This is a genomic window from Cellulomonas sp. P4_B5_2, assembly GCF_056402235.1.
Genome location: NZ_JBFUHU010000321.1, coordinates 1 through 4335 on the forward strand (window position 1 = coordinate 1; position 4335 = coordinate 4335).

Annotated in this window: 3 protein-coding genes; 2 read left to right on the forward strand and 1 reads right to left on the reverse strand. The window is 71.0% G+C overall.

Going from position 1 to position 4335, the window contains the following annotated elements; all coding sequences use genetic code 11:
- Together AC1DUQ_RS18475 and AC1DUQ_RS18480 are read left to right on the forward strand one after the other, a co-directional pair.
- Positions 1 to 2385, forward strand: a 2385-nt coding sequence (locus AC1DUQ_RS18475) for a hypothetical protein (RefSeq protein ID WP_477074308.1), incomplete at its 5' end; no start/stop codon positions are given.
- A gap of 205 nt (positions 2386 to 2590) precedes the next feature.
- Positions 2591 to 4171 carry a methyl-accepting chemotaxis protein gene (locus AC1DUQ_RS18480; RefSeq protein WP_477074309.1) on the forward strand — a complete coding sequence of 527 codons (1581 nt, stop codon included), beginning with the start codon at positions 2591 to 2593 and terminating at the stop codon, positions 4169 to 4171.
- On the opposite strand, the gene AC1DUQ_RS18485 is transcribed toward AC1DUQ_RS18480, so the two are convergent.
- Positions 4161 to 4335: ATP-binding protein (locus AC1DUQ_RS18485; protein ID WP_477074310.1), on the reverse strand; the 175-nt coding region annotated here is incomplete at its 5' end. The genes AC1DUQ_RS18480 and AC1DUQ_RS18485 overlap by 11 nt on opposite strands.

Here is a 4335-nt window from a genome sequence, read left to right on the forward strand (position 1 = left end):
GCGCACCACCGCGCGAACGTGCTGTTCAACGTCATGCGCGGCGGCGTCCTCGTGGACGGCTACACCGTCCGCACGACCGACCTGCGCGCCTTCGTCGGCCAGCGCAGCCCCCGGACGGCGGAGCGCAGCGGCACGTGGTTCGACGGGCTCGGCGCGACCGAGCAGCTCGACGACCTCGTCGAGCGGGCAGACGCGTCGGGCGACCCGGACCTGCTGCGGCTCGTGCGTGAGTACCTGCCGCTGACGTTCAGCCGTCGGCACGGCGACCCGAGCCGCCCCTGGAACAAGTTCAAGATCGCCCTGACGGACGCGAACGGCGAGACGCGCGTCGACTTCCAGGGCAACTGGCGGGACATCTTCCAGAACTGGGAGGCGCTCGCCTGGTCGTTCCCGGAGTACGTCGAGTCGATGGTCGCGGTGTTCCTCGACGCGACGACCGCCGACGGCTACAACCCGTACCGCATCTCGCGCTCCGGCATCGACTGGGAGGTGCCCGAGCCGTCGAACCCGTGGGCGAACATCGGCTACTGGAGCGACCACCAGGTGATCTACCTGGTCAAGCTCCTGGAGGCGTCGCACCGGTTCCACCCCGGCCGCCTGGAGTCGCTCGTCGACCGGGCCGTCTTCACGCACGCGGACGTGCCGTACCGCATCGCGACCTACGACGAGACCGTCGCTGAGCCGATCGCGACGATCGCGTTCGACACCGAGACCGAGGAGCGGGTCGAGCGGCGCGTCGCCACCGACGGCGCGGACGGGCGGCTCGTGCACGGACCCGACGGCGAGCTCGTGCGCGTGTCGCTCGGCGAGAAGCTGCTGCTGACCATCCTCGCGAAGGTCGTCAACCTGGTGCCCGACGGCGGCATCTGGATGAACACCCAGCGCCCCGAGTGGAACGACGCCAACAACGCGCTCGTCGGCAAGGGCCTGTCGGTCGTCACCCTCGCGTACCTGCGCCGCGCCCTGACCCTCGCCCGGGACCTGCTGGCCGACGACCTCACGGTGACGAGCGAGCTCGCGAGCCTGCTGGCAGACGTGCACGCGGCGCTCGACGAGCATCGCGAGCAGGCGGCCACGGGGTTCGACGACCGGGGACGGCGGGCCGTCATGGACGCGCTCGGCGCGGCCGGGACCGCGTACCGCACCCGCGTGTACGCCGGGTTCAGCGGCGCGCGCACGGGGGTGTCGACGACGGCCGTCCAGGCGTTCCTCTCGCACGCGCAGCTCTACGTCGATGCCGCGCTGCGGGCCAACCGTCGCGAGGACGGCCTGTTCCACGCGTACAACCTGCTCGACCTGCGCGACGGGGCGACCGTCGGTCATCTCCAGGAGATGCTCGAGGGCCAGGTCGCGGTGCTGTCGTCCGGCCTGCTGACCCCCGCGGAGGCACTCGAGCTCGTCCGGGCGCTGCGTCGCAGCGCGCTCTACCGGGCGGACCAGCACTCCTACCAGCTCTACCCCGACCGCGAGCTGCCGACGTTCCTGGCCCGCAACCTCGTCACCGCCGAGCAGGCCGCGTCCGCGCCGCTGCTCGCCGCGCTCGTCGACGCCGGCGACACGTCGCTGGTGCTGCGCGACGTGCGCGGCGACTACCGGTTCGCGCCCGGCCTGCACAACGCACGCGACCTCGACGCCGCGCTCGACGCTCTGACCCGAAGGGTCCCGGGCGTGGCCGAGGGTCGACAGGCCGTGCTCGACGTGTTCGAGCAGGTGTTCAAGCATGCCGAGTTCACCGGTCGGTCGGGGTCGTTCTTCGCGTACGAGGGACTCGGCAGCATCTACTGGCACATGGTGTCCAAGCTGCTGCTCGCCGTGCAGGAGAACCACGAGCGCGCGGTGGCCGAGGGTGCCGACTCGCTCGTCGTGGCCGGCCTCGCCGACGCCTATGAGGACGTCCGGCACGGCCTCGGCTACTGCAAGACCCCCGACGTGTACGGCGCGTTCCCGGTCGACCCGTACTCGCACACCCCGGCCGGCAAGGGCGCCCGGCAGCCCGGCATGACCGGCCAGGTCAAGGAGGAGATCCTCGCCCGCCTCGGAGAGCTGGGGCTGCGGGTCGAGGGTGGGAGCGTCGTCGTGCGGCCCGTGCTGCTGCGCGCCGACGAGTGGACCACCACCCCGACGACGTTCACGTACCACGACGTCGCCCAGCAGGAGCGCGGCCTCACGCTCCCCGCGGGATCGCTCGCGTTCACGTTCTGCCAGGTGCCGGTGGTCTACCGGCGCGTCGACGGACCGGGTGCGGCACTGTCCGTCGTCGCGCACCTCGCCGACGGCACACGGGTCGAGGGGGTCGACGGCGCGCTCGACGCCGACGTGAGCGAGCGGGTGTTCCGGCGGACGGGCGACGTGGTCCGCGTGGACGTGGAGGTCCCTGCCCGCTGACACCGAGACCCACGCTCCGCCGCAGGGCGGGTGAATCTACCGACTGACACGAGGGCATGGGCACCAGAAGCTCAGAGCGTCGCGACTCTGCCGATCAGAGGGTCGAGGCCCCAGGTTGCCGGCGGAAGCATGACCCCTCGCTCAACTCGTCATGTCGCGACCTGGATCACGAGCAGACCTTCAAGGAAGAAGGATCGTGTTCCGAATGTCGGCAAGAGATCAACCCGTCGGGGTCAAGATCGGGATTCTGGTACTGCTGCTGGTGCTGCTGTCGGCAGGCCTCGTCGCGCTCTCCGTCGTCCGCCTCACCACGCTGCGCGGGGACATCCGGACCATCGACGACGACGCCCTCACGACGTCCGTCCTGGCGGCACACCTGCAGAGCGATCTCCTCACCGAGCGCGTGCTCGTGCTCGCCCATGCGGGCTCCGTCGACCGCGAGACGAAGGACGCGTACGGCGTCAAGATGGCGGACGCGCGCAAGGTGACCGATGCCGACCTTGCCGCGTTCGCGACAGCCGGTACGGAGTACGCCGACGAGACCGCCACGCTGGCCGCCGGTCTTGCGGACTACCGCAAGGTGATCGACGACGAGTACGTGCCGGCGAGCTTCGCGGGCGATGTCGCCCTGGTCCAGGACCTTCGCGACCACAAGGCTGCTCCGCTCGTCGCCGAGATGACGACCCTCCTTGCCGCGGTGACCGACGAGCAGGCCACGAACGCGTCGACGCTGGTCGGCCAGGCCGAGTCGACCGTCACCTCGACCCGCAACACCGTCCTGATCACCCTCGCCGTCGGCGCGTTGCTCGCGATCGGGCTGGCCGTCTGGATCACGCGCATGATCACGCACCCGCTGCGCAAGGTCGAGGCGGTCCTGTCCAGCGTCGCGGGCGGCGACCTGACCCGTCGGTCGGGATACACGTCCGGTGACGAGATCGGCCGGATGTCCGCGAGCCTGGACRCCACGCTGGACAAGCTGCGCGAGACGATGACCGGAGTCGCGGAGACAGCGCAGACGGTCGCCGCCGCGTCCGAGGAGCTGTCCGCCGCGAACGCCCAGGTGGCGGCCGGCGCGCACCAGACCAGCGCGCAGGCGCTCGTGGTCGCCGCAGCCGCCCAGGACGTCAGCCGCAACGTGCAGACGGTCGCGGCCGGAGCCGAGCAGATGGGCGCCTCGATCCGCGAGATCGCGCAGAACGCCAACGAGGCCGCCAAGGTCGCGAACCAGGCCACCGCGGTCGCCGCGACCACCAACCACACGGTCACCCAGCTGGGCATCAGCTCCCAGGAGATCGGGAACGTGGTCAAGGTCATCACCTCGATCGCCGCGCAGACCAACCTGCTCGCGCTGAACGCGACCATCGAGGCCGCTCGTGCGGGCGAGGCAGGAAAGGGGTTCGCCGTGGTTGCCGGCGAGGTCAAGGACCTGGCCCAGGAGACCGCACGCGCCACCGAGGAGATCGCCCGCCGGATCGACGCCATCCAGAGCGACAGCCTGGGGGCGGTGACCGCCATCGGGCAGATCGCGTCGATCGTGAGCTCCATCAACGACTTCCAGCTGACCATCGCTGCCGCCGTCGAGGAGCAGACCGCCACGACCAACGAGATGTCCCGGGGCGTCCAGGAGGCTGCGACCGGCTCCAGCGACATCGCCCAGAACATCGGGAGCGTCGCCGAGTCCGCCGACACGAGCACCCAGGTGCTCGGTCAGATGGGCGCGGCCGTCGCCGAGCTGGCGTCGTTGTCGGCCGACCTGCGGATGCGCATGTCGGCCTTCACCTACTGACGTCGACCGGTTCGGGCGCGTCGGCGAGGGCGACGGTGAAGCGTGCACCACCCTCGGCGGCGTCTCCCACCGTGATCGAACCGCCCAGGCGGCTGACCAGCCCGTGCACCAGCGAGAGCCCGATGCCGACGCCGACGGGCCGCTCGTCCCGGTAGCGCGCACCC